This window comes from Arthrobacter sp. Bi83 (genome assembly GCF_918698095.1).
GTDB lineage: Bacteria > Actinomycetota > Actinomycetes > Actinomycetales > Micrococcaceae > Arthrobacter.
In genome coordinates this window covers 1-26,593 of record NZ_CAKKLY010000047.1, presented here as the reverse complement: position 1 = coordinate 26,593, position 26,593 = coordinate 1, and the positions used below count along the sequence as shown (strand labels likewise).

23 protein-coding genes are annotated in these 26,593 nt (G+C 65.9%); 15 read left to right on the top strand and 8 right to left on the bottom strand.

The genetic code is table 11. From position 1 onward, the window contains the following. Positions 1 to 12: 12 nt before the first annotated feature. Positions 13 to 1,224: a formaldehyde dehydrogenase, glutathione-independent gene (gene fdhA / locus LQ144_RS18365; RefSeq protein WP_230120144.1), complete on the bottom strand. Its 1,212-nt coding sequence runs from the start codon at positions 1,222 to 1,224 to the stop codon at positions 13 to 15. Positions 1,225 to 1,539: 315 nt separating this feature from the next. Between fdhA and LQ144_RS18360 the strand changes: the two genes are divergently transcribed. Next, positions 1,540 to 1,824: a DUF1540 domain-containing protein gene (locus LQ144_RS18360; protein ID WP_230120143.1), complete on the top strand. Its 285-nt coding sequence runs from the start codon at positions 1,540 to 1,542 to the stop codon at positions 1,822 to 1,824. A gap of 133 nt (positions 1,825 to 1,957) precedes the next feature. Continuing rightward, the gene (locus LQ144_RS18355; protein ID WP_230120142.1) at positions 1,958 to 5,674 is read left to right on the top strand and encodes a TM0106 family RecB-like putative nuclease; all 3,717 of its coding nucleotides are present in this window, start codon (positions 1,958 to 1,960) and stop codon (positions 5,672 to 5,674) included. A gap of 81 nt (positions 5,675 to 5,755) precedes the next feature. Here LQ144_RS18355 and LQ144_RS18350 read toward each other — a convergent pair whose 3' ends face one another. Then, complete coding sequence (locus LQ144_RS18350; RefSeq protein WP_230120141.1) at positions 5,756 to 6,058, bottom strand: acylphosphatase; 303 nt, start codon at positions 6,056 to 6,058, stop codon at positions 5,756 to 5,758. A gap of 115 nt (positions 6,059 to 6,173) precedes the next feature. Next, positions 6,174 to 6,917 (bottom strand): hypothetical protein, encoded by a 744-nt coding sequence (locus LQ144_RS18345; RefSeq protein ID WP_230120140.1) that lies wholly within the window; start codon positions 6,915 to 6,917, stop codon positions 6,174 to 6,176. A 161-nt stretch (positions 6,918 to 7,078) separates the two neighbouring features. On the opposite strand from LQ144_RS18345, the gene LQ144_RS18340 reads away from it, so the two are divergent. Then, positions 7,079 to 8,053 carry a mechanosensitive ion channel family protein gene (locus tag LQ144_RS18340; protein WP_230120139.1) on the top strand — a complete coding sequence of 325 codons (975 nt, stop codon included), beginning with the start codon at positions 7,079 to 7,081 and terminating at the stop codon, positions 8,051 to 8,053. A 373-nt stretch (positions 8,054 to 8,426) separates the two neighbouring features. On the opposite strand, the gene LQ144_RS18335 is transcribed toward LQ144_RS18340, so the two are convergent. Beyond that, on the bottom strand, positions 8,427 to 9,284 hold the full coding sequence (locus LQ144_RS18335; RefSeq protein ID WP_230120138.1) for a glycosidase: 858 nt from the start codon (positions 9,282 to 9,284) through the stop codon (positions 8,427 to 8,429). Positions 9,285 to 9,573: 289 nt separating this feature from the next. On the opposite strand from LQ144_RS18335, the gene LQ144_RS18330 reads away from it, so the two are divergent. Beyond that, entirely contained in the window at positions 9,574 to 9,864 is a 291-nt protein-coding gene (locus LQ144_RS18330) for a hypothetical protein (protein WP_230120137.1), read from the top strand. Positions 9,865 to 9,948: 84 nt separating this feature from the next. Here the strand turns inward: LQ144_RS18330 and LQ144_RS18325 are convergent, their stop codons facing one another. Beyond that, the gene (locus tag LQ144_RS18325) at positions 9,949 to 10,209 is read right to left on the bottom strand and encodes a DUF2630 family protein (RefSeq protein ID WP_230120136.1); all 261 of its coding nucleotides are present in this window, start codon (positions 10,207 to 10,209) and stop codon (positions 9,949 to 9,951) included. A gap of 267 nt (positions 10,210 to 10,476) precedes the next feature. Here LQ144_RS18325 and LQ144_RS18320 point away from each other — a divergent pair, with 267 nt between their 5' ends. From LQ144_RS18320 to LQ144_RS18310, 3 genes are all read left to right on the top strand, one after another. Beyond that, entirely contained in the window at positions 10,477 to 11,370 is an 894-nt protein-coding gene (locus tag LQ144_RS18320) for a glucose 1-dehydrogenase (protein WP_230120135.1), read from the top strand. Positions 11,371 to 11,659: 289 nt separating this feature from the next. After that, the gene (locus LQ144_RS18315; RefSeq protein WP_230120134.1) at positions 11,660 to 12,634 is read left to right on the top strand and encodes an aldo/keto reductase; all 975 of its coding nucleotides are present in this window, start codon (positions 11,660 to 11,662) and stop codon (positions 12,632 to 12,634) included. A 30-nt stretch (positions 12,635 to 12,664) separates the two neighbouring features. Further along, positions 12,665 to 13,009, top strand: a complete 345-nt coding sequence (locus tag LQ144_RS18310; protein ID WP_230120133.1) for a DUF6457 domain-containing protein — start codon at positions 12,665 to 12,667, stop codon at positions 13,007 to 13,009. Between the two features lie 115 nt (positions 13,010 to 13,124). On the opposite strand, the gene LQ144_RS18305 is transcribed toward LQ144_RS18310, so the two are convergent. Further along, positions 13,125 to 15,422 carry an FdhF/YdeP family oxidoreductase gene (locus LQ144_RS18305; protein ID WP_230120132.1) on the bottom strand — a complete coding sequence of 766 codons (2,298 nt, stop codon included), beginning with the start codon at positions 15,420 to 15,422 and terminating at the stop codon, positions 13,125 to 13,127. 243 nt (positions 15,423 to 15,665) lie between these two features. Here LQ144_RS18305 and LQ144_RS18300 point away from each other — a divergent pair, with 243 nt between their 5' ends. Then, entirely contained in the window at positions 15,666 to 16,487 is an 822-nt protein-coding gene (locus LQ144_RS18300) for a CPBP family intramembrane glutamic endopeptidase (protein WP_230120131.1), read from the top strand. Between the two features lie 25 nt (positions 16,488 to 16,512). Continuing rightward, positions 16,513 to 17,118 (top strand): hypothetical protein, encoded by a 606-nt coding sequence (locus tag LQ144_RS18295; protein ID WP_230120130.1) that lies wholly within the window; start codon positions 16,513 to 16,515, stop codon positions 17,116 to 17,118. On the opposite strand, the gene LQ144_RS18290 is transcribed toward LQ144_RS18295, so the two are convergent. Beyond that, on the bottom strand, positions 17,110 to 18,114 hold the full coding sequence (locus tag LQ144_RS18290) for an adenosine deaminase (protein WP_230120157.1): 1,005 nt from the start codon (positions 18,112 to 18,114) through the stop codon (positions 17,110 to 17,112). The genes LQ144_RS18295 and LQ144_RS18290 overlap by 9 nt on opposite strands. Before the next feature lie 96 nt (positions 18,115 to 18,210). On the opposite strand from LQ144_RS18290, the gene uvrA reads away from it, so the two are divergent. Together uvrA and LQ144_RS18280 are read left to right on the top strand one after the other, a co-directional pair. After that, positions 18,211 to 20,769: an excinuclease ABC subunit UvrA gene (gene uvrA, locus LQ144_RS18285; protein WP_230120129.1), complete on the top strand. Its 2,559-nt coding sequence runs from the start codon at positions 18,211 to 18,213 to the stop codon at positions 20,767 to 20,769. A gap of 301 nt (positions 20,770 to 21,070) precedes the next feature. Then, positions 21,071 to 21,757 (top strand): transglycosylase family protein, encoded by a 687-nt coding sequence (locus LQ144_RS18280; RefSeq protein WP_230120128.1) that lies wholly within the window; start codon positions 21,071 to 21,073, stop codon positions 21,755 to 21,757. A 480-nt stretch (positions 21,758 to 22,237) separates the two neighbouring features. Here LQ144_RS18280 and LQ144_RS18275 read toward each other — a convergent pair whose 3' ends face one another. Next, positions 22,238 to 22,765, bottom strand: coding sequence for a hypothetical protein (locus LQ144_RS18275; RefSeq protein WP_230120156.1), 528 nt, complete (start codon positions 22,763 to 22,765; stop codon positions 22,238 to 22,240). A gap of 268 nt (positions 22,766 to 23,033) precedes the next feature. Here LQ144_RS18275 and LQ144_RS18270 point away from each other — a divergent pair, with 268 nt between their 5' ends. From LQ144_RS18270 to LQ144_RS18255, 4 genes are all read left to right on the top strand, one after another. Further along, a complete protein-coding gene (locus tag LQ144_RS18270) occupies positions 23,034 to 23,945 on the top strand; it encodes an MSMEG_6728 family protein (protein WP_230120127.1) in 912 nt (303 codons plus the stop codon). An 8-nt stretch (positions 23,946 to 23,953) separates the two neighbouring features. Next, the gene (locus LQ144_RS18265) at positions 23,954 to 24,814 is read left to right on the top strand and encodes an SDR family oxidoreductase (RefSeq protein ID WP_230120126.1); all 861 of its coding nucleotides are present in this window, start codon (positions 23,954 to 23,956) and stop codon (positions 24,812 to 24,814) included. 103 nt (positions 24,815 to 24,917) lie between these two features. Further along, a complete protein-coding gene (locus tag LQ144_RS18260) occupies positions 24,918 to 25,340 on the top strand; it encodes a DUF1622 domain-containing protein (protein ID WP_230120125.1) in 423 nt (140 codons plus the stop codon). 153 nt (positions 25,341 to 25,493) lie between these two features. Continuing rightward, positions 25,494 to 26,593, top strand: a 1,100-nt coding sequence (locus LQ144_RS18255) for a DUF222 domain-containing protein (RefSeq protein WP_230120124.1), incomplete at its 3' end; no start/stop codon positions are given.

Genomic DNA, 26,593 nt, shown 5'->3' with positions numbered 1-26,593 from the left:
CTGCTCATGCCGTCAGCTCAGATATCCGTTCGGGTTGAGGACGTACTTGGTGGCGGCGCCGGCGTCGAATTCGGCGTAGCCCTTGGGTGCATCGTCCAGCAGAATCGGCTTCGCGTTGACGTTCTTGGCGATTTGCACCCTGTCGTGCAGGATGGCCATCATCAGCTGCCGGTTGTACTTCATCACCGGACACTGCCCCGTGGTGAAGCTCAGCGATTTCGCCCAGCCCGTGCCGAGGCTCAGGCTCAGCGACCCCTTCTTTGCGGCCTCGTCCACGCCCCCGGGGTCGCCCGTCACGTAGAGCCCGGGAATCCCGAGTGCGCCACCCGCAGCCGTAAGTTCCATGAGCGAGTTCAGCACAGTGGCCGGGGCCTCCTGCGCGCCCGAGCCGTGGCCCTTGGCCTCGAAGCCCACGGCATCCACGCCACAGTCCACCTCCGGCACGCCGAGGATCTGCTCGATCTGCTCCGCCGGACCGCCCTTGGACAGGTCCACGGTTTCGCACCCGAAGCTGCGCGCCTGCGCGAGCCGCTGCTCATTCAGGTCACCGACAATTACGACGGCGGCACCCAGCAGCTGCGCGCTGGTCGCCGCAGCGAGGCCAACAGGACCGGCACCGGCGACGTAAACAGTGGAGCCGACACCCACGCCGGCACTCACGGCGCCGTGGTACCCGGTGGGGAAGATGTCCGAGAGCATGGCGAGGTCGAGGATTTTCTCCATGGCTCGGTCCTTGTCCGGGAACTTCAGCAGATTCCAGTCGGCGTACGGCACCAGCACATAGTTGGCCTGGCCGCCCACCCAGCCACCCATGTCCACGTAGCCGTAGGCGCTGCCCGGGCGGTCCGGGTTCACGTTCAGGCAGATGCCGGTCTTGCGCTCCTTGCAGTTCCGGCAGCGGCCGCAGGCAATGTTGAACGGCACCGAGCAGAGGTCACCCACCTTGATGAACTCGACGCCCGGCCCCACTTCCACTACCTCGCCGGTGATTTCGTGGCCCAGGACCAGGTCCGGCGGCGCCGTTGTCCGCCCCCGGACCATGTGCTGGTCGGAGCCGCAGATGTTGGTGGCCACCGTCTTGAGAATTGCCCCGTGAGGAACCGAACGCCCCACGTTTGCCGGGTTAACGCCCGGCCCGTCCTTGAGTTCAAAGCTGGGGTAGTCGATGTCAATGACTTCCACCTTGCCGGGCCCTTTGTAGGCAACGGCTTTGTTCCCTTCCATCTTTTCCTCCTGGCGTCACGGACCCTCCCAAATGAAGGGCCGGCTGTGATTCATCAAGCGTCCTGATGTTCCCTCCAGGGCGGGTACAGACGGCAGACCGGACGGCGTCGTCGGTGCCTTTGATGGTGGAGGGTGCCGCCAGTCTAAGACGCCCGCCTTGGTGAGGTCTATAACGTTCCGCGATCATCGCCCGGCAGGGCCTGGTGGCGGATAAATACGCAACACTATTGGGTCTTTTTGATCAGGCCGGACAGGCCTACGTTGGGACAAGCGGGCCGTCCAGCCGGGACGGCCAGAACCATGGAGGAACTTGCTATGTCCACGCATGTCGCCGACTGCAGCGTATCCAACTGCTCCTTCAACGATCACACCCACTGCAATGCCGAGGCCATCACGGTCGGCGGCACCACAGACCACGCCTCCTGTGCCACGTTCATCGACACCGGAATCCACGGCGGGCTGCCCAAGGTCCTGGCCGGAGTCGGTGCCTGCCAGCGCGGGGAGTGCGTCCATAACGACCACCTGATGTGCCAGGCACCGGAAGTCCACGTGGGCCCGGGCCCGGACAACGCCGACTGCCTTACGTACGCCCACACGTAAGCCGATCGGGGCACTTCCGCCAACGCTGCAGATGGCCTTCACCGTCAGAGCCTTCATTGTCAGAGCCACTTGCTAGATTCGAATTAGCACACCGGGAGCCCTCCCGGAGTGAGGCTGCCAATGGGGAGGCCCCATGTTCCTGCTCGATGCCCTGACGCTGGAAGCACCCGCCGATCTGGTGTTCTCGGCCAGTGACCTTGTGGCCGCAAGCGAGTGCGAATACCGCACCCTCCGGATCCTGGACGAGAAACTCGGCCGCTCCTCCAAGGCCGACTTTCCCGCCGACGAGATGCAGGCCCGCGCCGGCAAACTCGGCGATCTCCACGAGCACCAGGTGCTGGCCGGCCTCATCGCAGAGTACGGCGCCTGGGATCCGGCCCGCGGCACCGGCGTGTACTGCGTGGAGCGCGGAACCACCGCCCGGTCAGACCTGGCCGCCAGGCACGAAGAAACGGCAGCGGCGCTCCGGGCAGGGGCCGACGTAGTCTTCCAAGCAACCTTTTTCGACGGCGAATTCCTCGGCTATGCGGACTTCCTGGTTAAGGATGGCACTGGCAGCGAGAGCACTGGCAGCGAGGCCGCGGACAAACCCGGTCCTGACGCCAACGGCGGCCGCTACGCCGTATGGGACACCAAGCTGGCCAGGCATGCCAAGGTGGGCGCGCTTCTGCAGCTTGCCGCCTACGGGGACCAGCTGATCAAACTCGGACTTAATCCCGCTCCCCGCGTCACGCTGGTGCTGGGCAACCTCGAACGAAGCATCCACTCGCTCACCGACCTGCTGCCGGTGTACCGCGAGCGCCGCGACCGCTTCCGCGAACTGACCGCCGCACACCGCGTCTCCGGTGTTCCCGTGGCGTGGCAGCAGCCGGGCATCGGCTATTGCGGAAGGTGCGACTACTGCGCCGAGCAGGTGTCCGAACACCGCGACCTGCTGATGGTGGCCGGCATGACCTCCGTCCAGCGGAAAAAACTGATCGCTGGCGGCATCACCAGCATCGATGCCCTCGCGGAGTTGCCTCCGGAGAAGGCCACCGGGTCAACCCGGCGCCTGCGTGACCAGGCCCGCATGCAGACCGCCCGTGAATCTCCGGACGGTTCGCGGACCTTCCTCAAGGACGGCCAGGAACATACCATCACCTTCAAAGTGTTGCCTGAGAACGCCCTGGCCAGCATCCCCGCTCCCAGCGACGGCGACATCTTCTTCGACTTCGAAGGCGACCCGCTGTGGCAGGATCCCGTCACGGGCCAGTGGGGATTGGAATACCTCTTTGGCGTGATCGAGGCGCCCCTGCCCGGGGATCCACCCGGCGCGACGCCCGTGTTCCGGCCTTTCTGGGCGCATTCCCGTTCTGGTGAACGGCAGGCGTTCCTCGACTTCCTCGCCTACGTGGAGGAACGCCGCGCCAGGTATCCGGAGATGCACGTCTATCACTACGCGCCGTACGAAAAGACAGCGCTGCGCCACCTCTCGCTGACTCACGTCGCCGGCGAGGACATTGTGGATTCCTGGCTTCGCGAGGGAGTCCTCGTGGACCTCTACGCCACAGTGCGGCACTCGCTCAGGATTTCGGAGGCCTCCTACTCCATCAAGAAACTCGAGCCGCTGTACATGGGGAGCAACCTGAGGTCCGGAGACGTCAAAGACGCCGGTGCTTCGGTGGTGGCCTACGCGGCGTTCTGCACCGCACGCGACGGCGGACCCGAGACTCAGGCCGAGGCCGCTGCCATCCTTTCCTCCATCTCCGACTACAACCAGTACGACTGCCTCTCCACCCTGCGCCTGCGCGACTGGCTGCTGCAGCTGCGCGGGCCGTCCGCCTCTGACGCCTCCCGTGAGGCGACCGTCCCGGCCATCGCCTCTGAGGGCGGTGCCGCCGAGTCCGGCGCGGAACCGCCTGCGGAGGAAGAAACCCTTCGCTCCTATCTGGATTCACTCCCGGATAACCGTGAACTCACCGCCGACGAACAGGCCGTGGCGATGGTGGCGGCGGCTACGGGCTATCACCGCCGGGAACGCAAGCAGTTCTGGTGGGAGCATTTCGACCGCCTTGAATCGGAGGTGGACCGCTGGTCGGACCAGCGCAACGTCTTCGTGGTTGAGGACGCTTCAGTGGTCTCCGACTGGGCACCGCCCAGCTCCCGCGCCCGCACGGAATCCAGGACCCTGCGGCTCACCGGCACCATGAGCGAAGGCTCGGAGTTCCGCACAGGCTCCACGTGGTTCCGGATGTTCGAGGATCCCCTGCCCGACGGTCTCGGAGAGGTCGACGGCGGCCGTACGCCGCGGGCTCCGGGCACAGCCGCCGATTCAATTGGGCGGGAGGCGCTGTCCCGCGACGGAATCTTCGGCACTCTGGTGGAGGCGGTTGAGGACCACCCCGGCCAGCCGGGCAAGACCATCATCACCATCACCGAGAAGTCAACAGGCAAGGTACCGCCGTACTTCCAGTTGCCCGTGGCCCTCACCCCGGACCGGCCCATTCCCACAGCGAACATCGAGGCGGCCCTGGCCGACCTCGCGCAACTCGTAGGGTCCACGCTTCCATCGCTGCCCAAGCACTCCGGACTCGACGTCCTCCGCCGGGTGCCCCCGCGCCTGGCCACGCTGGAGGCACTCCCGGCAGTCGGCCACGACGACTCCGGCAACGCTGACTACGTCTCAGCCATCACTGAAGCCCTCGGCGATCTGGACAGGTCCTACCTCGCAGTCCAGGGGCCGCCGGGGACGGGCAAGACGTACGTTGGCTCGCACGTCATCGCACGCCTGGTGCGACGCGGGTGGAAGGTGGGCGTCGTTGCCCAGTCGCACGCGGTCATCGAGAACATGCTCTGCACGGCCATCGAGAAGGCGGGCGTCGACCCGCGGGTTGTGGCCAAGGACGTCAGGGCTCCGCGCTCCGGCTCCGACGTCCCCTGGCACCTGACCACGGACAATGACGTCGCACGGATCCTCACCGGCGATGGGGGTTGCTTGATCGGCGGGACGGCCTGGACCATGACTGGCAAGTGTGTACCCGCCGGCTCACTGGACTTGCTGGTCATCGACGAGGCGGGCCAGTATTCGCTGGCCAACACCCTTGCCGTTGCCCGGTCTGCAAAGCGCCTCCTGCTGCTCGGCGATCCCCAGCAACTGCCCCAAGTCACGCAAGGCTCCCATCCGCAGCCTGTTGACGAGTCAGCCCTCGGCTGGCTGTCCGCCGGCCACGCCACCATGCCCTCCGAGATGGGCTACTTCCTCGCCGATTCCTGGCGGATGCATCCCCAGCTGTGTCAGGCGGTTTCGCTCCTCAGCTACGACGGCAGGCTCGAGTCAGCGCCGGCTGCCACGTATCGGCAGCTGGACGGCGTGCCGGCCGGTGTGGAGACGGTCCTCGTGGAGCACACCGGCAACACGACGAGTTCCAAAGAGGAGGCCGCGAAGATCGTCGAACTGGCAAACGACCATATCGGCCTCAAATGGACTCCCGGCATGGCTGATCCGGTCCGCCGGCTCGAGGCAAAAGACATCCTGGTGGTGGCCGCCTACAACGCCCAGGTGCAGGCCATCCGGCATGCGCTCGACCGGAAGGGGCTGGCAGAGGTGCGGGTGGGAACGGTGGACAAGTTCCAGGGGCAGGAAGCTCCCGTGGTGCTCGTGTCCATGGCGTGCTCTGCCATTGCCGAAGCACCCCGCGGCGCAGAGTTCCTCCTGAACCGCAACCGCATCAACGTTGCTGTGTCACGCGGCCAGTGGCGGGCGGTGATCGTCCGCTCCCCCGAGCTGACAAACTACATGCCCAACAAACCCTCGGCTTTGGAGGAGCTTGGTGCTTTCATCGGGCTCAGTCCGCGCCCTCCCCGGCTGTGAGCGTTTAGTCGACGCCGACAGCCCGCACGTCGAAGGACCGTCCACCCGGCAGCTGTCCCGTCTGCCGGTCAACAAACCCCGTCAGCCCACCACGTTGAAAGTGTTGAACTTCCCCTCGGCCGGGGTCATCTTCTCGTCAACGTGGGCTACCCGGCCGGGAGCTTGGCTGGATCCGAGCCAGCGCCGGAATTCGATGATGACCGGCTGCGGCCCCTCGGCGACGACGGCGACCGAACCGTCGTCGTCGTTCCTTACCGAACCGGTGATTCCCAACTCGTCGGCTTTGCGCGCCGTCCAGTAGCGAAAGCCGACGCCCTGGACTGCCCCGGTGACGCGCGCCGTGAGGCGCACGCTGTCCGCATCTGACGCATTTGAGTGAGTCATGAGTCCAATGTAGCGCCGGGTCTTCGGTCCCGACAGGCTCGAGCAGCACACCCTGACCGACCAGCGGGACGGTCCCGAGAGGCCCGACCAGCACGCACTCATCGCCCAGCGGTTGTCAGCCCGCGGGACGGAGGGATGTGATCATCTTGCGAATGTCCCTGTACTCGGCCGTCTCCTTGTATGCCTCAGGTGTGTCCACGAACGGTTCGTTGCCGGGCGTCGTGTCGAACGGGTTGTAGACACCGCCAAACATCGCACCGCTCGGCGGCCAGGTGAAGAAGTGGAAAATCGGGCAGGCCTCAGTTCCGGTGGGCTCCGGCGCGGATGTGATGCCGTAGGCAAGGATATTCGCCTTCGTCGGGTCGGTTGCTTCGGGGTCCATGCGGGACTCGAAGGCGAACCGGGGTGTCTTTCCTGCCTGGGCCAGCGCAGGCAGAGGCTGGGAGTCCAGCATTCCGTAAGGCTGCTTCTTGGTGCACTCGGCGCCGGTGACCACGTTGGTGCGCAGGGTGGCCATGGACTTTCCGTTGGCCTTGGAGACTTCCACAAAAGCGCCGCCGCCTGCGGGCGTTTGCCCGGCCGGATCCTTGATGGTCCAATCGGCCGGGTAATCAAAGGACAGCGAACCGTCCGTCGTCGTAAAGGTCTTCCAGCCTTCGGCGGGCGTGGTGGCGCCCGCCGAAGGGGTAGCCGACGGCGACGATGTGGCGCTCGCGCTGGCGGACGCTGTGGGCGATCCCCCTGCCGGAGACGTTGTGGGCGGAGCCGATGCCGGCGAACCGCAGGAAGCGAGCAGGAGCGCCACGCACACACCCGAGAAAACCGTCACTGCTGATGATGCTGATGCTGATCGGCGCATCAAGGCCCCTCCTCAAAGGTTAGAAAAGACGATGGATTAATTGTGCGGCAGCCGACCTTGGAAAAACCTTGGAATCGGCCCGATCGCTACCGAACCGTTGCCGCCATAGCCCATTCCCGACGATTTCAACAGGCTGAGGAGAGGTTGGTAACGGTTTATGCATGCAAGACCTTGTAAACCAAGCAATGCCCTGTCTCGCAATAGCCGTTGCCGTAGCCGCAGGGCTGTTCCTCTCCTGGCTGCTCCGCAGAATCCTCCTCCGCCTCAACCGCAGGCTACCCGCGCTGCGCGAGACCTCCCGCATGGGCCGGGTTCCGCTCCGCCTGGCCCTCTGCCTGACCGGCATCCGGATCGCCCTGGCACTCATCACGGACGACGCCCCGTGGCGCACGAATGTGGACCACATCCTGCTGATCGCGCTCATCGCCTCTGTGGCCTGGCTGGCAGTTGCCATCCTGCTGATCATCGAAGCACTGATGCTCATGCACTACAGCGTGGACGTGGCGGACAACCGCCGCGCAAGACGCCTGCGCACCCAGGTGATTCTCGCCAGGCGCATCGGCATAGCCCTGGTGGTCATTTTGGCGCTCGGCATCGCGCTGCTCACCTTCCCGGACGTCCGGGCCCTCGGGGCAGGCATCCTGGCCTCGGCCGGACTGATCTCCATCGTTGCCGGCCTGGCGGTACGGTCCGCACTGGTCAACGTTTTCGCCGGCGTCCAGCTGGCCTTCACCGATGCCATCCGCGTTGACGACGTAGTGGTGGTGCAGAAGGAATGGGGCCGGATCGAGGAGATTACCCTGACCTACGTGGTGGTCCACATCTGGGATGACCGCCGCCTCATTCTTCCCTCCACCTACTTCACCACCACGCCCTTCGAAAACTGGACGCGTGGGCATCCTCCAGGTCACCGACGCCACCAGCGGCTTCGTGCGCGTCCGGATCCTCGTGAGTGCCGCGGACAGCGCCTCCCTGTTCGACCTGCGCTGCCTCGTCCGCGAAGAGTTGGTGGGATTCCTGCAGCGACAGCATCCGCAGGCACTGCCCCATGTCCGCTGGGAAACCGTCAATTCCTCGCAGCAAAATTCAACGCAGCCACATGCCACGATTACCTCGCCCCAGCGCCCGTAGCTTGAGGCGCAGCCTAGGCAGCCGTCGGATCCGCGCGACTCCCAGCTGTTCACCGGTTCCATTGCAGCCGTGGAGCGGTCGCGCGCCTTCAGCGGCCCGGGAGAGGAAGTGTTCGAGGACCGGGAAAAGACCTGTCCGCCCACGAATGACGCTCGGACAGCCTGACAGCCTGTATCCTCCCGGAGAATCAAACCCGGAGCATCCGCCACGTTTGCATCAGACCGCCGCTTCGGGACGACCGGCGCTTCCGGACACAGCGAAGCCCCGCTGCCGCGGTTGCGGCAACGGGGCTTCTCAGCTGCGTACTGAGCTGTCCCAGTTCACGGGCCGCGTCAGTTGGCGGGCCGCGTACTGACCTGGGTCAGTTGGCGGGCCGGGTCATGCGTTTACGGTGATATCCCGCGTGCGGTGGTCGTACCGGATGGTGAGGCGGCCGCCGTCGTGGTGCAGTTCGTGGTTTGCACCGTCGAAAGCACCGAAAGCGCCGTAGTTCTCCTCCCAGGAGCGGTTCAGCGCGATCTTGAAAGTGTAGTGGCCGGCCGGAATGTCAGCCGTCAGCTTCCACAGCTGGTCGAGGGCGTCGAGCTCCATCTGGGCTTCGTCATACTGCGGAGCCCAGTTCTCCGGGGCACCCAGCAGCGTGTTGAAGTCACCGGCAACGGCTACCGCTTCCGGCTGCGGGGCAGTTTCGACGGCGGGAGCTTCAGTTTCGGAGCTCGCCTCGGCCTTCTTGCTGCGAACCGCCTTGGCAACGGGAGCAACCGCGTCCTCGATCAGCTTGGCAGCCTTGTCCACGACCTTCGCAGCCTTGGACGGAGCCTTCCCAGCCTTGACAGCAGCTGCCTTCTTAGCGGCAGGTTTGGCGGGCACGGCCACCGGAAGGGGCGTGTTGGCAGGAACCGGCGTTCCGGCGTCGAGCGCTACAGCGAAGCTGTCGGCGTCCGCGAACGCGACAGTTGCTCGCAGGCCGTCTTCGGTGATGGTCCAGCCGGAGCGGCCCTTGACCAACCAACCGGCCTTGACCAGCTTGGCCGTGGCAGTAGTGAGCGACTTGTGGCCGCGGGGGATCCCCCCGCTGAGCAGTTCAGCCTCGTAGGCGTTCAACGGAACTCGGATGAGTGCCTCGGCGAGTACTTCGCCAGCATTCTGCGACTCACCAGTCAACACCCCCTCCGCCAGAACGTCCAGCACGGCCTTCAGCCGGAAGTTGGTGTTTTCTGCGGCAGTCTTGCGCATGGTTCCCCTTAAAGAGCGATTGTTCCCCCAGTAGTTTGCCAAGTAGACGGTAAATCTGGCGACTTGAAATGGTAAATACCGCGTGTCGCGACCGGATATGACGCGGATTACACCCGATCTGAGCCTGGAGTCTCGGATTTCCGGACGTCGGCCGCCGCGGTGGTGCAGCCAAAACCCAGCTGACCGGGTGGTTGACAAAGGAGTGCATTTCCCGCCGCGCGCAATCGAAAGTAGGCTTACCATGTGCGTTGATTACCAGGACAGCACAGCACTGGAAAGGATGAAGGCCATGAGCGAGCACAATGCCAAGGACGACGGCTTCATAGTCCCGAACCCCTCAAAGATCCGCGACGACGGCCCCGGCGACGCGGGCGATGACGCCAACGCAATCCGCTTCAGTGAAGAGCAGGCGCTGATCGAGGAACAGTCCCACGGAATCCGCCCCGAGCGCTACGACATCCCGCCCGGCGGGCCCACCATGGCCGAAGCGCGCGGCAATATGGACTTGTCGGATGACACCGGGGATGCAACTTCGGGCGACAGCAGCGACGACGGCCTGCACGGCGGAGCTGAGCAGTAAAGCGCCGAAGCAATAGAGCACTGAAGCAGTAAAGCTCCCGACGTCGGCACGCCGGATTGCGGCGGCCAGGACGGGAGTCCGGGCCTACTGCCGGTAGCCCTCGACTTCGCTGGCGGGCCGCACGTCGGCCTCGTCAGGATCCTCCCCGGCCTTCGCCTTGGCCCGGCGCTGCCGCAGCAGATCCCAGCATTGATCCAGGGCCTCCTCCACCTGCCGCAGCCGGGCCAGCCGATCCTCCGGCTCCGGGCTGGCGCCGTCCGACGCGTGCCCCTCCCCCACCTCGCGCAGTCGGTGCTCTTCGTCAACCAGCGACTGGATCCGCTGCAGAATGTCCTGATTGTCCATCGCTTGCACTCCTCACATCATGCGGCTCGCCAATACCAGCCGGCTCAGCAGGCCTGGAATTGCCAGCCCAGTGAGGCTGGCCCGTCCGCGAAAGGGCCTGACCGCACAGCACCCAGCACTGCGCGGGACCCCCAGGCACCGATCGTGCTGGCCACGCGGCAGACCGTTCGCTAGGCTTGAACGTAAGCATGCTTAGCATTCTGCTGGGAGCTTGTTCAACCACTTGCGAACCTGTCCGTGTTCAACCCCGCCATCAGGAGGAGCACCATGACCGATCAGTACACGTTCAAAAATCCCGTCACGGCTTACGAGCACATCGAGCCGCCGAAGCAGCACCAGCCCGAGCCCGGCCTGGACGCAAAGCTGGAACCCAAGGCCGATCTGGGTGAGGACACCTACCGCGGGACGGGCCGCCTCGAAGGGCGCAAGGCGATTGTCACGGGCGCCGACTCCGGCATCGGCGCTGCCACGGCGATTGCGTTCGCGCGCGAGGGTGCCGACGTCGTCCTCTCCTACCTTCCTGAAGAGGAAGAGGACGCCGCGAAGATCGCCAACCTGATCGAAAAGGCCGGGCGAAAGGCCGTGAAGGTTCCCGGCGACCTTAAGGACGCGAACACGTGCCGCGAGCTGGTGGACACTGCGCTCCGCGAGCTTGGCGGACTGGACCTCCTCGTGAACAACGCCGGCAAGCAGGTGGCACAGGCGGACATCGCCGACATCACCGACGAACAGTTCGACCACACGCTGAAGACCAACGTCTACGCCATGTTCTGGCTCACCAAAGCAGCGGTACCGCATCTTCCGGCGGGCTCCACCATCATCAACACGACGTCGATCCAGGCCTACAACCCCTCGCCCACCCTGGTGGACTACGCAACCACAAAGGCCAGCATCAACAACTTCACCAAGGGCCTCGCCCAACAGCTGGCGCCAAAGGGAATCCGGGTCAACGCGGTAGCTCCCGGCCCCATCTGGACACCGCTTCAGGTCAGCAGCGGCCAGCCCAAGGAAGCCCTCCCCGAGTTCGGCAAGGACACCCCGCTGGGACGGGCAGGCCAGCCCGCGGAACTTGCCCCTGCGTACGTGTTCCTTGCATCGGCGGAGTCGAGCTACGTCGTAGGCGAAACGCTGAACGTCAACGGCGGAAGCCCGACGCCCTAGCCGTTCCGACGAGTACCGCGCTGGTCCAAACCGCTGGTCCAACCCGCGTCTCACCCAGACGGGACGGTCCGGTGCATTACTGCACCGCTTTACGGAACCATGCCGCCGTCAGGCCCGGAATATGCCCCGGAAACACAGGCCCGCCGGCGGCACAGCCCGGCTGAAGTGGGGCAAGAATGCCGCCCAGGGAACCGTTCCGGCCATTGTGGCCCCGAAAGCAAGGTGCTTATAGTGGCGGTCTGCACACCCCTGAGCCACTCCGCCGCAAATACCTGATGAGGAGAGCCGGATGGAATCCCGCACCCTTGGTTCCCTGACCGTTTCCGCCCTCGGCCTTGGCTGCATGGGGATGAGCGAGTTCTACGGCACCGGCGATGAAAATGAGTCCATTGCCACGATCCGCACTTTCCTCGATGCCGGCGGCACCCTCCTTGATACAGCTGACATGTACGGGCCATTCACGAACGAGATGCTCGTGGGCACGGCGATCGCGGGCCGCCGCTCGGACGTGGTCCTTGCCACCAAGTTCGGTAACGAACGCCGCCAGGACGGTTCGTGGGTGGGCATCAATGGGCGGCCCGACTACGTCCGGTCCGCCTGCGATGCGAGCCTGCAGCGCCTCGGCGTGGACCACATCGACCTCTACTACCAGCATCGGGTGGACAAGACGGTACCGATCGAGGACACCGTGGGGGCCATGGCCGAGCTCGTCGAGGCCGGCAAGGTCCGGCACCTGGGCCTGTCCGAGGCCAGCGCCGAGACCATCCGCCGGGGCCACGCGGTCCACCCCATCACGGCCCTGCAGACCGAATACTCCCTGTGGGAGCGCGAACCCGAAACGAAGGTCTTCCCCGTGCTCGAGGAACTCGGCATTGGATTCGTCCCCTACAGCCCGTTGGGCCGGGGCTTCCTGACCGGCCAGCTGCGGAGCCCTGACGACTTCGCACCGGATGACTTCCGTCGCCACTCGCCCCGGTTCCAGGGCGAAAACTTCACCCGCAACCTGGAGCTCGTGGACCGGGTGAAGGACCTTGCGGATGAGAAGCAGTGCTCGCCCGCACAGCTGGCGCTCGCGTGGCTCCTTGCGCAGGGCGAACACATCGTGCCCATTCCCGGCACCAAGAAGCGGGACCGGCTTAACGAAAACCTGGGGGCGACCGCCGTCGAGCTTTCCGCAGAGGACCTGGCGCGCCTCGATGAACTGGCCCCGGCGGGAGCCGCGGCTGGCGCGCGCTATCCGCACATGAACACGATCGACACCTAAACCGACCCCGCAGCACCGAAAGGGAATCCCATGACCGGCAGCACCGAGGGCACCAGCGGCACTGGCGATACAAGCGAAGATCAGGTCCTCGACCAGTGGAGCCGACGGCTCACCCAGGCCCTGCAGATCCTGGACCTCAAGGTTGACCACGGGCTGGTCCGCCGGCTCGCCGACGAATCGGCGCAGGCTGTCAACGGTTCCGCCGGGCCCGTCAGCGCCCTGCTCGTGGGCTACGCGGCCGGCCTTGCAGCCCAGCACGGAAAGACCACGCCAACGGAGGCCGTGGAGTCCGCTGCGCAGGTGGTGCTGCAGCTGTGCGAGCACGGAGCCGACGGCGGCCCGGACAGCAAGGGCTGGTCCAGCACCGCTCAATGACCGTTAGCGGTACCACGCAGGTGCGCCGGCCCGCCAGCGCACGCGCGGGAGGTCCCCGTGTCCCCGTGACGCCGTGGCCCCGAGACCCCTGCCCCGGCGACTCAGGCTGCGCCCGTCAGGCCGTGGCCGGCTCCAGCCGCACTAGCACCGCCTTCGAGACCGGGGTGTTGCTTCCCTCCGCCACGCTGTCTAGCGGAACCAGCACATTCGCCTCGGGGTAGTACGTGGCGGCGCAGCCCTGGGCCGTGGGATAGGACACCACGCGCAGGTTCTTCATGATCCGCTCCACGTCGTCCTCATAGACTCCGTGGATATCCACGAACTGGCCGTCGCTGAGGCCGAGCTCAGCGATGTCCTCGGGGCTGACGAACACCACGTTCCGGCCCTTCTTGATGCCGCGATAGCGGTCGTCGTGGCCGTAGATGGTGGTGTTGAACTGGTCGTGCGAGCGCACAGACTGCAGGATCAGGGTTCCCGCCGGCCGCTCCACGTGCTCCAGGTGGTTGACCGTCAGCATCGCCTTGCCCGTGGGCGTGTGGAACGTGCGCGAGTCCCTCGGGCCGTTCGGCAGCACGAAGCCGCCCTTTTGCCGGATCTTGTCGTTGTAGTTTTCACACCCGGCCACGACGTGGGAAATGTGCTCGCGGATGAGGTCGTAGTTCTTCTCGAAGCCGTCCCAGTCCGCGCTGGTCCTTCCGGCCACCGTCTCCCGTGCAAGGCGGCAGACGATGGCCACCTCGGACAGCAGATTCGGCGCGACTGGCCTCACCTTGCCCTCCGAGGAGTGGACGGCGCACACGGTGTCTTCAACAGAGACGAACTGCGGCCCCGACGCCTGCATGTCAATCTCCGTGCGTCCCATGGTGGGCAGGATGAGCGCCTCCTTGCCGGTCACGGTGTGAGAGCGGTTGATCTTCGTGGAGATCTGCACCGTCATTTCAGTGTTCTCCATGGCCGCCTCCGCAGCGTGGGTGTCCGAAATGGCGGCCACGAGGTTGCCTCCCAGCGCCACGAAAACCTTAATGTCGCCGTCGCGCATGTTCCTGATGGTCTGGACGGAATCCGCGCCGTGCTCACGGGGCGGGTCGAACGCGAATTCCTTGCCGAGGGCGTCCAGGAAGGCTGGCGGCATCTGCTCCCAGATGCCCATCGTGCGGTCGCCCTGGACGTTGCTGTGACCGCGGATGGGCGAGGCGCCGGCGCCCGGCTTGCCCATGTTGCCGCGCAGGAGCAGCAGGTTGATGATTTCCTTGATGGTGGCGACGCCCTTCTTGTGCTGGGTGATGCCCATGGCCCAGGTGACGATGACCCTGTCCGCCTTCAGGTACCGGGCAGCTAGTTCGTCGATCTCGTCGCTCCGCAGGCCCGTGGCCTCAAGGACATTGTCCTCATCCAGCTCCGCCAGGTGCGCCCTGAGTTCCTCCAGCCCCTGGCAATGCTCCTCGAGAAACTGGTGGTCCAGCACCGTTCCGGGATTCTTCGCTTCTGCGTCGAGGACCCGTTTGGAGATGGCCTGCATAAGAGCCATATCGCCGCCGACGCGGATCTGCAGGAACTGGTCTGCTATTTCCGTTCCATGGCCAACGATTCCCTTGACCTTTTGCGGGTTCTTGTACCGCATGAGCCCGGCTTCCGGGAGCGGGTTGACGGCAACGATCTCGCAGCCGGCCTCCTTGGCCTCCTCGAGTGCCGTGAGCATGCGCGGATGGTTGGTGCCAGGGTTCTGGCCCATGATGATGATCAGCTGCGCCTTGGCGAAGTCGTCATAGGAAATCGTGGCCTTGCCGATGCCGATGGTCTGGCCCATGGCCCAGCCCGAGGACTCGTGGCACATGTTGGAGCAGTCCGGCAGGTTGTTGGTTCCAAAGGCACGCACATACAGCTGGTAGATGAAGGCAGCCTCGTTTGACGTCCGGCCACTCGTGTAGAAAGCAGCCTCGTCCGGGCTGGCCAGGCCCTTGAGTTTGTCGCCGAGAATCCTGAATGCCTCGTCCCAGCTGACCGGCCTGTAGTGGTCCTCCCCTGCAGGCTTGTAGACCGGCTCGGTGAGGCGTCCCTGCATTCCCAGCCAGTACTCGGGCTTTTGCCGCAGTTCACTGACCGGGTGCTCTGCCCAAAACTCCGACGCCACCACCACCGGCGTGGCCTCCCATGTGACGGCCTTCGCGCCGTTCTCACAGAATTCAAAGGCCTTGCGGTGGTCGGGATCCGGCCACGCGCAGCTCATGCAGTCGAAACCGCCCTTCTGGTTCATGGCCAGCAGCGTTTTCTCGGTCCTGACCACGCCCATGTGCTTCAGGGCCGGCTGCATCGAGTGCAGGACACCGGGCATACCGGCTGCCCATTCCTTCGGCCTGCCCACCTCAAGGTCTTTGTCGTCAGCCTCTTCCACACGCGGATTCTTGCGCGGCATGCTGCACTCTCCTTGACTCGCTGCATCGTCTGGGTCCTGCTGCTTAGGGCCCGGGCACTACACATTGTGTTACCCCAGTCACAGGACTAGCAGGAATGGGAAGGGGCTGCAAGCATTTGGCCTGGAAGTTGGGACAGTGCTCTCTCGCCGGCGTGGCCCGGGAAGCCGCCCATCCTTCTCTGGCGCCCTGGAGCGGATCGGGAGGACAATTGGGGCACTACGCATTGACCGTTTGGAGCCGCCGTGCGTCGTTCCAACACCTGGCTAAGACGTCACAGGCTTGTGGCCTTCTTCATTCTGGCCTACGCAATTGCCTGGGCATCGTGGCCTCTCTACGCGGCAGGGCTGATGCCGCGGATGGAGTTCCTGCCCGTCGGCCCGCTCTTGGCGGCCGTCATTGTGATCGCCCTGGCCGAGGGCCGGCCCGGCTTCCGGGCCTGGGGCCGGCGGCTCGTGCGGTGGCGCGTGGGCTGGGTCTGGTACGCCGTCGCGCTTCTGCTTCCCGCGCTGCTGGTGCTGGTCACCGGCTTCATCAACATCGCTCTCGGCGCATCCGCCCCAGGCCTCGCGGACCTAACCTGGAACGGGCTGCTGATGGCCTTTGCCGTGCGTCTCGTCAACCCGTTGGACGGCCCCCTGGGTGAAGAACCGGGCTTCCGCGGCTACGCCCTTCCCCTCCTGCAGGCCGCCCGTCCGCCGCTGCAGTCGGCGGCGATCCTCGGCGTCCTTGTCGCCATCTGGCACCTGCCGCTCATCCTTTTCAACGGCCTAAGCCTGATCGGACTGCCGACGACGTTCGTCATCACCTTCCTGTACGTATGGCTCTTCAACCGCACGGGCGGAAGCGTTTTGCTGACCTTCCTGTTCCACAACAGCCAGGGCACCTTCACGGTCGGTTCCTTCGGCTTCACCGGCGCAGCCGGCGGCCGCGCTGAACTGATCTATTTCGCCGTGGTGCTCGCCGCGGTCCTGGCCACCCTGCTGCTCGACCGCAAAGCCTGGCGCAAGGCACCCCGCTCAGCCACCGCCGTCGGGCGCTTCTCCCTCAAGATGCGCCCGATGTAAGGGCTCCAGAAACCAAGGAGGAAAGATGTCCTCACCGCTCGCCTCAGCCGCCGGGCCGATCGCCCTGGTGGCCGGACTCGCATTCGCCGCTGTGGACGTCGCCCGCCTGCTCGCCGCCGACCGGAGCCTGGACCGGATCGAGATGATGCGCCAGACGCCGTTCGTGGTGACCAACGCACTGTACTGGGCGGTCTTCATCGGCCTCGTCCTCGCCCTCGTATCGGTCTACTTCCGCTCCGCCGGACGTACCGGCGGCCTCGGCGCCGTCGGCTTCTGTTTCGCGCTCGTTGGCACCCTGGACATGGCCGGAAACATGTGGTTCGACGGGTTCGCCGGCCCCTGGATCGCCGACGTTGCACCGGGCGCGATCCTCGCGGGCGGATCCGGAATGCTGGCTGTCGGCGGCCTCTCCAGCTATGTCCTGTTTGCACTCGGCTGGATAGTCTTCGGCATCACCGGCTGGCGGTCACGGATGTTCCCGGCGTGGGCGGGCGTGGCGTTTGTCGTGGCCGGCGTCCTGGGCTACAACGCGGGCCTTCCGCCGTACGGAATCCCCATCGGACTCACCATGGCCGCCCTGGGATGGTGGATTCTGCGCGGTTCCTCCCCGCGCCAGCCGGCCTCAGCCTGACAGTTCAGCCAGCAGCTCCGCCTTACGCTCGTCGCTGGCGAACGAGGACCCGATGGAGTTCGCGGCAAGCCGGACGCGGTCGAATTCGGACAGCCCCATGACCGATTCCAGCTGGGCGAAGTTATCGTCCACATAGCCGCCGAAATACGCCGGATCATCCGAGTTCACGCTCACGTTCAGTCCGGCCGCCAGCATCGCCGGAAGGGGATGGTCAGCCAGCATGTCCACCGCCCGCAACCGCACGTTCGACAGCGGGCAGACGGTCAGCGGCACGCGGTCGGCCACCAGCCGCTCCACCAGGTCGGGGTCCTCCATGCACCGGATGCCATGGTCGATCCGATCCACCCCCAGCACGTCCAGCGCCTCAATAATGTACGACGGCGGTCCCTCCTCGCCTGCGTGCGCGATCTTCCGCAGGCCTGCTTCGCCGGCCCGGGCAAACAGCCGCTCGAACTTGGATGGCGGATTGCCGACTTCCGCAGAATCCAGGCCGATGCCCGTAATCGGCGCGTTCATCGCGATCAATGCTTCAAGAACCTCCAGCGCGGACTCTTCAGACAGGTCCCGCAGGAAGGCGGCGATCAGCAGGGTGGACATCCCAAACTCCTCCTGCGACGTGGCGAGCACTGAGGCCACACCGTTGACGCAGGTCTCCAATGAAACGCCGCGGGACAGATGGGCCTGCGGGTCCAGCATGATCTCCGCATGACGCACTCCCGCAGCCGCGGCCCGGCCAAGGTAGGCGCGGGTCATGTCAGCGAAGTCCTCCTCGGTCCGCAGCACCGCCATGTTGGCGTAGTACAGGTCCAGGAAGGACTGCAGGTCCGTGAATTCGTACCGCGCCCGCAGCTCGTCCAGGTCCGCATACGGCAGCTCGATGCCGTTGCGTTCGGCCAGTGCGAAGATCAGTTCGGGTTCCAGCGTTCCCTCGATATGCAGGTGCAGTTCGGCCAACGGCGTGAGCGGCGGGGCCGCCGGGCCCTCCGTTCCGTCCAGAATCGGGGCTTGATCGGTCGGTTCGGTGGCGGCGTCGTAAGTGTTCACTCCGCCAGAATAGTCCCCGGATCTGCCATCACCGCTAGAGTCGAACAGATGCGAAGTGAAAAGTATGCTGATCATCTGCCGGACCTGGCGCCTGACCACACAGCAGACGGCTTTGTCCGGGTGCGCGGAGCCCGCGAAAACAACCTTCGCAACGTGGACGTGGATGTCCCGCGCGACGCGATCGTCGCCTTCACAGGCGTCTCCGGCTCGGGTAAATCCTCGCTGGCGTTCGGCACCATCTACGCCGAGGCCCAGCGCCGCTACTTCGAATCCGTGGCGCCCTACGCCCGGCGCCTCATCCAGCAGGGGCACAACCCGAAAGTGGAGATGATCACCGGGCTGCCTCCCGCCGTCGCGCTTCAACAGCGCCGCGGCACGCCCAGCAGCCGGTCAACGGTGGGCACTGTCACCACGTTGTCGAACTCGCTCCGCATGCTGTTTTCGCGGGCCGGGACGTATCCGGCTGGTGCGGCGCAATTGGACTCGGATGCCTTCTCCCCCAACACCGCCGCCGGCGCCTGCCCCGAGTGCCACGGCCTGGGCATCGCGCACACCGTCAGCGAAGCGTCCCTGGTTCCCGACACCTCGCTCAGCATCCGGGACGGCGCCATCGCCGCCTGGCCGGGCGCGTGGCAGGGCAAGAACCTGCGCGACATCCTCACCCACCTCGGCTATGACGTGGACACTCCATGGCGGAAGCTCCCCAAGAAGCAGCGCGACTGGATTCTCTTCACCGACGAACAGCCGGTGGTAGAGGTGACGCCCCAGCGCGACCGCGTGGCCAAACCGTACAAGGGCCGCTTCTGGAGCGCGAAGAGCTACGTCCTGCACACCCTCGCCGACTCCAAGAGCAACACCATGCGCGAGCGTGTCCTGGCGTACATGGAAACCGGGCCGTGTCCCCGCTGCGGCGGCACCGGACTGACACCAGAGGCGTTGGCGGTGACCTTCGCCGGACACACCATCGCCGGACTGAACGCCGTTCCCATGGCCGAACTGGCAGAGATCATCCGTCCTACCGCGGAGCTCACCGATTCGGTCACCGCATCACGGCAGCAGAGCTCGGGCGAAGGAAACGAGGTGGCTGTCGCCATCACGCGGGATCTCCTGCAGCGGGTCAACGTGCTGCTGGAGCTTGGCCTGGGCTATCTGGCACTGGGACGCTCCACCCCCACGCTCTCCCCCGGCGAAATGCAGCGGCTCCGCATCGCCACCCAACTGCGCTCCGGGCTGTTCGGCGTGATCTACGTGCTCGATGAGCCATCCGCCGGGCTGCACCCCGCCGACGCCGAACCGTTGCTGGCGGTGCTCGACCAGCTCAAGTCGTCCGGCAACTCAGTGTTCGTGGTGGAGCACAACATGGACGTGGTGCGCCGTGCTGACTGGCTCGTGGACGTGGGGCCGCACGCCGGAGAAGGCGGCGGCGAGGTGCTCTACAGCGGTCCTGTGGCCGGCCTGGCCGACGTGGAGGAGTCCGTCACCCGGGCGTTCCTCTTTCCGGACGGTTCCGCCAGGTCAGCGGCCGACGGTGGCACTCGCCGTGAACCCGACGGCTGGCTTGAGCTGCGGGACATCAGCCGCCACAACCTGCGCGAGCTTGATGCAAACTTCCCGCTGGGCGTCCTGACTGCGGTGACCGGCGTCTCCGGCTCCGGCAAGTCGACGCTGGTCAGCCAGGTGCTCGCGGAAGTGGTCGGCGCCCGGCTGCATTCCGATTCCGGGGCCGGGCCCGCAGACAGGGCAGCGTTGGAGGAGGAACCGGAGGACGCCGGCGAGGTCACAGCACCTTTGTCAGTCGGGCCCGTGTCCGGTCTGGACCGAGTGGACCGGCTGGTGACGGTGGACCAGAAACCGATCGGCCGGACCCCGCGCTCCAACCTCGCCACCTACACCGGGCTCTTCGACGCCGTCCGCAAGGAATTCGCCGCCACGGACGAGGCCAGGTCCCGGGGTTTCGGCGCAGGACGCTTCTCTTTCAACGTGGTGGGCGGCCGCTGCGAGACCTGCCAGGGTGAGGGTTTCGTGGCCGTGGAGCTGCTGTTCCTGCCCGGCAGCTACGGTCCATGCCCGGAATGCCATGGCTCGCGCTACAACCCGGAAACCCTGGAAGTCACCTACCGCGGCAAGAATGTGGCGGAAGTCCTGGGCATGACCGTCAATGCGGCAGCAGAATTCCTGGACGACGTTCCGGCGGCCGCGCGCAGCCTGCAGACCTTGCGGGACGTGGGTCTGGGATACCTCAGGCTGGGCCAGCCCGCCACTGAGCTCTCCGGCGGCGAAGCCCAGCGCATCAAGCTCGCCACCGAGCTGCAGCGAGCCCGCCGTGGCCACACGCTGTACCTGCTGGATGAACCCACCACCGGCCTGCACCCGGCGGACGTCCAGCTTCTCATGACGCAGCTGCACCGCCTGGTGGATGCCGGCAACACGGTGGTCGTCGTAGAACACGAGATGGATGTCGTGGCCGCCGCGGACTGGGTCATCGATCTGGGACCGTCGGGCGGTGACGCCGGCGGTGAGATTGTCGCCGCCGGTACGGCAGCCGCCGTCGCGCTTTCACCCGACAGCCGGACGGCGCCGTACCTGGCCACAGCACTGAATTCCTGAGGCGAAAGAGGCCGCCGCGGACCCGTCTGCGGCGGCCCCCGCTCGACTTGGGCGCCTGTCACATGGGCCTCCAGCCGCCCACTTGACTGTCAATATTGATCTCGATTTGATAACGGGGACTCACTGCTTTACCGTTGAACACATGCCCGCGCCACGCGGGCCCATGAATGCCCGGTGCCGCCTCCACCAGTTACTGCCCGGCCGGCGGACACCGAAATGACCTCTATTTGTCAGGGGCGGGCGGTAGCGCGACAACGTCCGGGGACGGACCGAGCGCGGGTGGCCTCAGGAGCATCCCACCATGAAGAAATCTACTTTCAGCACTGCCGCGCGCCGTGGAGTAACTCTCGCCGCCGTTTCTGTTGCAGGGCTTGCACTTTCCGCCACCGCCGCAAACGCGGCAACCCCCACCGCCAGCACCTCCACCTGGGACGCCCTCGCCCAGTGCGAGAGCGGCGGTAACTGGGCCACGAACACCGGCAACGGTTTCTCCGGCGGCCTGCAGTTCACCCCGCAGACTTGGGCCGCCTACGGCGGCACCGGCTCCCCTCAAGGCGCCTCCCGCGCCCAGCAGATCGCTGTAGCCGAAAAGGTCCAGGCCGGCCAGGGCTGGGGCGCATGGCCAGCCTGCGCCGCCAAGCTGGGCCTGAGCGGCGGCGCTACCGCAGCTGCCCCGCAGATCCTGCCGCAGAGTGCACCCGTCCAGGCCGCACCGGTTCAGACTGCTCCGGTTGCCCAGGCCCCGGTCGCCACCGCGGCCCCGGTCCAGGCTCCCGTGCAGGCCGAAGCCCCCGTCCAGGCCAAGCATGTGGCTGCCGTCGCCGTGAGCGGCGAGACGTACACCGTTCAGGCCGGCGACACCCTGAGCAAGATCGCCGACAAGCTCGGTGTTGACGGCGGCTGGCAGAGCCTCGCCGACGCCAACGCTGCCACCATCGCCGACCCCGACCTGGTGTTCGTTGGCCAGGTTCTGCAGCTGCCTGCCTAATTTGGCGGCCGTGGCCTGCTGACAGTTCCGCACTGTCGTGTAGACCCACCCCTGTAGTCCAACGCCGGGCCGCTCCACTTTGTGGGGGCGGCCCGGCGTCGTTCTTTTAACTGGCTTTTCATACGTCAGCGCGCGAACGTGTTTTCTTCCGCAGCAGGCGGTCATTCGCCACGATGGCCGCCGGGCCGCTCCCCTCTGCGGGGCGGCCCGGCGTCATTCGCCTGGATCAGTCGGGCGTCCGGACTGTCCGCTTCGCGCACCCGGGCGTCAGGTCGCTGCTGAACCGGGGACGACGCCGGAACGTGACGTTCGCGGGTGGCGCCCGCCGTCGTTTTCCAGCGGTTCTTCCTCTCAAGTCTTTCCCTTAAAGCAATACAACGCCGGGACGTCCCCATTGTGGGGCGTCCCGGCGTCGTTGTCTGTTCAGTTGCTGATGCTACTGCCTGGCAGGCGTCAGGCGGTTACTTCTGAGGCGTCGCCTTAGGCTGCTGCCGGCAGTTCACGAACGATGCGCACCTTCCAGGCGGCGTCGTCGCTCGTGTCCAGCAGGGCCACTGTGCCCGATGCGAGGTGCAGGGCGACCCGCTTGGCGTGGAGCAGCTCCAGGTAGAGGTGCTCGTTCATGCGGGAAGGGGTGTCGATGACGAACTTCACGGCGTCACGCACCTTGCGGTAGTTGGCGCTGTGTTCGCGGTGCCGGTGGAGTTCAAGCTCGTGGCGCTGCTTCACCCGCGGTTCGTGTTTGTTCAGCCAGTTCACTGCCAGGTGCACTCCGATGACCAGAGCGAGCGAGACGGCGTAAATCCACCAGCCCGTCGACATCAGGAACAGCGGCAGGTTGGCAACAGCGACGATCGCGATCACAACGCGCAGGGCCACCAGCCGGCGCAGAGTCAACGCGACGGAAGCGAGTGCCGTTCGAAAGCGGTGCTGGTCCTTGCGGGCGGCCGCCGGATCGAGCGTAAACTCGTCCAGAACCAGGATGCCGTTTGCCTCGGGGCCAAGCATTTTGCCGTACTTCGGAACGAAGTGCTGAGGCGCCTGTGACCCGTGTGATTTGGCCGCTGAGGGCGCGGGCAACAGGGGCGCGGGAGAGGTAAGAGTCATGTGAGGGCTTCCAGACGCTGGTGAGGTTTCGGCTATCTTAGTGGTCGGCGCACATTGGTGTATGCATAGGTCCACTATGTGAACACCTTCATTTGGGCTGGGCGTTTGCGAACGTGTGGGCTCGGACACCGTAATTGGCACATCGGGCGCGGGGCGTCAGACTGAAAGGATGCAAACCTTCCTTCCGTATCCCGATTTCCAGCAAAGCGCTGCCGTGCTGGACCCCGCCAGGCTCGGCAAGCAGCGCGTCGAGGCGCTGCAAACACTGCGTGCGCTGGTGATCCCGGAGTACGGCTGGCAGTCACACCCGGCCATCCGCATGTGGATGGGTTACGTCCCGGCGCTCACCATGTACGGCCTGGCCATGGCCGACGAGTGGACCAAGCGGGGGTTTGCGGACAACACCCGAGACAACATTCGCGAGTTCGCCCCACAGGCGGCCCACCCGGATTACGCCGCCAAAATCGCCATGCCGCCATGGCTGGGCGACCCCGAACTGCACCTGAGCCACCGTTCCAACCTCATCCGGAAGGATCCGCGGTTCTATGCGCCGGTTTTCCCGGACACGGAAGCCGACCTGGAGTATGTCTGGCCTGAACCCCGCCACGAGTTCCTGCCCGAGGACCCGGAGGACGACGTGCTGTGGATCCTGCGCGAGCACGTGGGTGACATCGACCCCGAACGTTTGGACAAAGTGGGACTGCCGGCCGTGGGACGTGCACCCCTGACTGCGGCCAGCACCGAAGACGACTACCAGCCGGTCTACGCGGACTCAGGCTCGCGCCGCCCGTCCAAGGTCGCCCGCAAGTTGCCTCCCAAGCAGCTCGTCAAGAAGCCGTCGCGGAAACGCCAGCGCCAGGAAGCGGCCTTCTCCACCCTGCCCGGCAAGTCGCCGGTGGCCGTACCGTTTGAAGGCGGCAGCAAGTTCGCCGTCGGCATGGTTCTCGGCCGGCCCATCACGCTCGACGACGGCCGCTTCGGCCGCAACTTCAAAGTCACCGAGATCATTGACCGTTCAGCGTTCGACTACCCAGCCCTGCTGCAGGATCCCCGAGTGTTCTTCCCAGTTCCTGCGCTGTAAGGGCAGACATGACTATCCTTCTGGCAGGCTGTGGCGACCTGGGCACCGAAGTCGGGCTGCGGTTCGCCGCAGCCGGGCACCGCGTTGTGGGGTGGCGGCGTTCGCCCGCGAAACTGCCAGTGGAAATCGAAGGGGCGGCGGCTGACCTGAGCACCGCTGACCTTCCGCCGGTCCCGGCAGATACAACCGCCGTCGTCGTTGCCGTTGCCGCCGATTCGCCGACTGAGGCGGCATACCGTGCGGCGTACGTGGACGGCCTTTCACATGTCCTGGACGCGCTCGTGCGCGACGGTGTGACGCCGCGTCGCGTCCTGTTTGTCTCCTCCACCGCCGTTTACGGCGACGCCGGCGGCGATTGGGTGGATGAAAGCACGACGCCGGCACCCGGCAGCTTCTCTGGCCGCATCCTCCGCGAGGCCGAGGATCTGCTCCTGACGCGGCTGCACGGGACGTCCACGACGGCTGTGGTGCTACGCCTCGGGGGCATCTACGGGCCCGGGCGTACAAGGCTAATAGATCAGGTCCGCAGCGGGTCGGCCGTGATCCCCGAAGACAAGCGATACACCAACCGGATTCACCGGGACGACGCCGCCGGCGCCATCCTTCGACTGTGCACCATGGCCGAGGAGCCCGCGCCTGTCTATATCGGGGTTGACGACGATCCTGCCGAACTCGGTGATGTCCTGCGGTTCCTGGCATCGGAGCTGGGGCTCGATGTCCCGCCGTCGGGCCCGGTTGGCGAGGCGCGCGGCGGCAACAAGCGATGCAGCAACGCGTTGCTGCGAGGGACCGGATATTCCTTCGCCTATCCGACGTTTCGTGAGGGATACCGCGACATTCTGGCCGGGGTTGGAGTGCGGCACCCCTAGGCCGTTGCTCTAAGCAGCACCGGCCGCCCGGACCAAGCTCGCTGGGGAAACGGGAACCAGCCCGGACCGAACGAGACCGAACGCAACTTCAACGAGGGGCCCGATGGATTTTCAGCACATTATTGAAGCAGTCGGCAGGTTCATGGACTTCGCAGGCGTGGCTGTAATGGTGATCGGCGCTGTGGTCTCGATCCCCATGGCACTGCGCGGCTACCAGCCCCGGCGCCTGCCCGCCGATGCCGGGCGCATGTCCGTCTACCGCTCGTACCGCCAACTGCTCGGCCGCTCCATTCTGCTAGGACTGGAACTCCTCGTTGCAGCCGACATCATCCGCACCGTAGCCGTCACTCCGACGTTTGAAAGTGTCGGCGTGCTGGCCATCATCGTGCTCATCCGTACTTTCCTGAGCTTCTCGCTGGAACTGGAAATCACAGGCAGATGGCCTTGGCAGAAGGAGCCGTCTGCGGGCGGTTCCGGATCTAAGGGCAGCTCGCAGAGCAGGGAGTCCGCTGTTTCAGAGACGTAGTCCGTCGGTCGGTTCGCGACAACGTTTCCCGCCAGGCCGTGGTCTGTGGCTGTTCGGTCTATCTTCGTGGCCATCCATTTAAGATTTCGCTCCCTTCAACTCGGTTATCCTTGCGCAGCTAAAAATGTCAGACCCCTCTGACAAAGTTTTCCTATGGAAGCCATGGGGGAACACGCAGCGGATCACACCGCGGGCCAGGCGGTAACGCCGGGCCTTAGCGCGGCTTCCCTGTTGCGGGGCCGCGCGCTTCGCAGCGTTCCCGCTTCAGCTTTGCTCACGGATCACGCGGCGTCCGACGGCGGTGCCGCCGCCGGCGGTGCTGTCACCAGCGGGTCTGTCACCGGCGTGACGTCTACTGGCACCGCCTTCAGTGGCGGGGCTGCTGAGGCCCTGGAACAGTGTCTGGAGGCGCTGGCATCGGCAGTCGACGCCGCGGACAACGAACTCGGGCTGGCTTCCTTCCGGGAGGCGGCGGATTTCGCGGACCTGACCGAGGAGCTCTCCCGCCGGACCGAGCACCTTCAGCTGCTCGCCGCGGCCGCGGTGGAACGGACCCGCACCGAGGCGGTCAACGCCGCCGGCCCCGCGGCCAAAGCCACCGGCTGGACCACCGGCTGGGGCACCGACACCGACACCGCAGGGGACGTCACCGGATCCGGAGCGATGTCCGCAGCCGCGGCGCCGGGAACAGCGCCGGGGCCGGCGCGGGTGCGGTCTGTGCCTGCCGATGACGGGTGCCGGAACACCGCCGAATACCTCCGGGTCCGGCTCCGGATCAGCATCGGCGAAGCCCGCCGCCGGCTCGCCCTCGCCGCGGCCGTGCTGCCCCGCACCGGCCTCAACGCCCACCCCATGCCCCCCGCCTGCGAACAGACCGCCGCGAACCTCGCCGCCGGGACCATCGCCTCCCGCGCCGGAACCATCATCACCACCGCCCTGGACAAGGCCCGCCCCATCACCGACCCCGCCACCCTCCACACCATGGAGGCCGCCCTGAACCGCACCGCCCTGGAGAACGACCACGACTTCCTGCTCCGCATCGCCCACCGCTGGACCGACGCCATCGATCAGGACGGCACCGAACCCAGCGAAGAAGAACTCCGCCACCGCCAAGGCGCCTTCACGCGCCGGCCCCGCCGCGGCCTCCACCACCTGGAAATCTTCGCCACCACCGACCAATACGAACACCTCCTCACCGCCATGAACACCGCCACCAACCCCCGCACCCAACCCACCACCACCACCGCGGACGG

What these genes read in the sequence shown, in the direction of transcription:
- fdhA (WP_230120144.1), bottom strand. Translation starts at nt 1,224, where the DNA reads ATGGAAGGGAACAAAGCCGTTGCCTACAAAGGGCCCGGCAAGGTGGAA.
- LQ144_RS18360 (WP_230120143.1), top strand. Translation starts at nt 1,540, where the DNA reads ATGTCCACGCATGTCGCCGACTGCAGCGTATCCAACTGCTCCTTCAAC.
- LQ144_RS18355 (WP_230120142.1), top strand. Translation starts at nt 1,958, where the DNA reads ATGTTCCTGCTCGATGCCCTGACGCTGGAAGCACCCGCCGATCTGGTG.
- LQ144_RS18350 (WP_230120141.1), bottom strand. Translation starts at nt 6,058, where the DNA reads ATGACTCACTCAAATGCGTCAGATGCGGACAGCGTGCGCCTCACGGCG.
- LQ144_RS18345 (WP_230120140.1), bottom strand. Translation starts at nt 6,917, where the DNA reads ATGCGCCGATCAGCATCAGCATCATCAGCAGTGACGGTTTTCTCGGGT.
- LQ144_RS18340 (WP_230120139.1), top strand. Translation starts at nt 7,079, where the DNA reads ATGCAAGACCTTGTAAACCAAGCAATGCCCTGTCTCGCAATAGCCGTT.
- LQ144_RS18335 (WP_230120138.1), bottom strand. Translation starts at nt 9,284, where the DNA reads ATGCGCAAGACTGCCGCAGAAAACACCAACTTCCGGCTGAAGGCCGTG.
- LQ144_RS18330 (WP_230120137.1), top strand. Translation starts at nt 9,574, where the DNA reads ATGAGCGAGCACAATGCCAAGGACGACGGCTTCATAGTCCCGAACCCC.
- LQ144_RS18325 (WP_230120136.1), bottom strand. Translation starts at nt 10,209, where the DNA reads ATGGACAATCAGGACATTCTGCAGCGGATCCAGTCGCTGGTTGACGAA.
- LQ144_RS18320 (WP_230120135.1), top strand. Translation starts at nt 10,477, where the DNA reads ATGACCGATCAGTACACGTTCAAAAATCCCGTCACGGCTTACGAGCAC.
- LQ144_RS18315 (WP_230120134.1), top strand. Translation starts at nt 11,660, where the DNA reads ATGGAATCCCGCACCCTTGGTTCCCTGACCGTTTCCGCCCTCGGCCTT.
- LQ144_RS18310 (WP_230120133.1), top strand. Translation starts at nt 12,665, where the DNA reads ATGACCGGCAGCACCGAGGGCACCAGCGGCACTGGCGATACAAGCGAA.
- LQ144_RS18305 (WP_230120132.1), bottom strand. Translation starts at nt 15,422, where the DNA reads ATGCCGCGCAAGAATCCGCGTGTGGAAGAGGCTGACGACAAAGACCTT.
- LQ144_RS18295 (WP_230120130.1), top strand. Translation starts at nt 16,513, where the DNA reads ATGTCCTCACCGCTCGCCTCAGCCGCCGGGCCGATCGCCCTGGTGGCC.
- uvrA (WP_230120129.1), top strand. Translation starts at nt 18,211, where the DNA reads ATGCGAAGTGAAAAGTATGCTGATCATCTGCCGGACCTGGCGCCTGAC.
- LQ144_RS18280 (WP_230120128.1), top strand. Translation starts at nt 21,071, where the DNA reads ATGAAGAAATCTACTTTCAGCACTGCCGCGCGCCGTGGAGTAACTCTC.
- LQ144_RS18275 (WP_230120156.1), bottom strand. Translation starts at nt 22,765, where the DNA reads ATGCTTGGCCCCGAGGCAAACGGCATCCTGGTTCTGGACGAGTTTACG.
- LQ144_RS18270 (WP_230120127.1), top strand. Translation starts at nt 23,034, where the DNA reads ATGCAAACCTTCCTTCCGTATCCCGATTTCCAGCAAAGCGCTGCCGTG.
- LQ144_RS18265 (WP_230120126.1), top strand. Translation starts at nt 23,954, where the DNA reads ATGACTATCCTTCTGGCAGGCTGTGGCGACCTGGGCACCGAAGTCGGG.
- LQ144_RS18260 (WP_230120125.1), top strand. Translation starts at nt 24,918, where the DNA reads ATGGATTTTCAGCACATTATTGAAGCAGTCGGCAGGTTCATGGACTTC.